The organism is Vibrio sp. Vb0598 (assembly GCF_033338935.1).
Classification (GTDB): Bacteria; Pseudomonadota; Gammaproteobacteria; order Enterobacterales; family Vibrionaceae; genus Vibrio; species Vibrio alginolyticus.
In genome coordinates, this window is sequence record NZ_JAWOTP010000117.1 from 1 (window position 1) to 1,416 (window position 1,416).

The following is a 1,416-nucleotide window of genomic DNA, read 5'->3' on the forward strand; positions in this document are numbered from 1 at the left end:
GCTTAACCGTTGGCGTCAACGATGTATCTCTGACCATCAATGAAGGCGAGATTTTTGTCATTATGGGTCTCTCTGGCTCAGGAAAATCCACTCTCGTTCGACTTCTCAATCGACTCATTGAACCCACCAAAGGCAGTGTTTACCTCAAAGGGAAAGACATTGCTCACATCTCCGAAGAAGAACTGCGCGAAGTTCGTCGGAACAACATTTCAATGGTTTTTCAAAATTTTGCGCTCATGCCCCACATGTCGGTGATAGAAAATGCCGCTTTCGGCCTGGAACTCGCAGGCGTCGATGTGACTGCTCGCCACGAAAGTGCATTATCGGCGTTGCAGAGAGTTGGATTAGATACCTACGCTGAATCATTTCCTGATGAACTATCAGGTGGTATGAAGCAGCGTGTTGGTCTTGCCCGCGCCCTAGCTTGCGACCCCGATATTTTGCTGATGGATGAAGCGTTCTCAGCGCTCGATCCTTTGATTCGTTCTGAAATGCAGGATGAATTGATTCGTCTGCAAAATGACGATAAACGCACCATCGTATTCATTTCGCACGACTTGGACGAAGCCATGCGCATCGGTGACCGAATTGCCATCATGCAAAACGGCGAAGTTGTGCAAGTCGGCACACCAGATGAAATTCTTCATAACCCCGCCAATGATTATGTCGAGGCGTTTTTCCGCGGCGTTAATGTCGCCAGCGTGCTAACCGTCAAAGATATTGCGCGCAAGAAGCCCGCTGCGGTATTCAAGAAATCCGAACACGACGGCCCTGGCTCTGCCATGCAAATCTTGATGGATCACGACCGCGATTACGGCATCGTCGTCGATAAATCTAGCCGATATTCCGGCATCGTTTCTCTCGACTCCTTACGCTTAGCCCACAAGGAAAATCGCTCCTTGGCCAGCGCACAATTAGAAGATGACGTGACCCTTCAGCCCGACCAGTCTGTGAATGACATTCTCGGCGTCGTGGCGAGCGTTCCTTATGCTGTGCCAGTAGTCGATGAGCAAGGAACCTATTTTGGTGTCGTGACGAAGTCGCGTCTTCTGCAAACACTCGATAAGGATTAAAACGATGTCTACAGAGCAAACAAATAACGATCCTTGGTCGCAAACCGCACCAACACAAGAAGACCCGTGGTCACAAGGTAGTGAGGCCGCAACTAACAACGATTGGTTGAACAGCGAAGCCGTGCAAGAGACACCTTTCGATATCATGAACCCATTTCAAGATGCCGTTCTCCCACTCGATAATTGGGTAGAATCTGGGTTGAATTGGCTCGTTGAACATGGTCGCCCTGTTTTTCAAGCCATACGAGTTCCGATCGATTTTATCTTGTCCTCATTCGAAACCGCGTTAGTCTCTACGCCGTCACCAATTATGGTGCTGATCCTATTTTTACTCGCGTGGCAG

Annotated in this window: 1 protein-coding gene and 1 pseudogene; both read left to right on the plus strand. The window is 49.2% G+C overall.

What is annotated here, in order from left to right; all coding sequences use genetic code 11:
* Positions 1–1,073, plus strand: a 1,073-nt coding sequence (gene proV, locus R7Q38_RS23370) for a glycine betaine/L-proline ABC transporter ATP-binding protein ProV (protein ID WP_318114465.1), incomplete at its 5' end; no start/stop codon positions are given.
* A 4-nt stretch (positions 1,074–1,077) separates the two neighbouring features.
* Positions 1,078–1,416, plus strand: a pseudogene (locus tag R7Q38_RS23375) (proline/glycine betaine ABC transporter permease ProW); the annotation flags it as partial.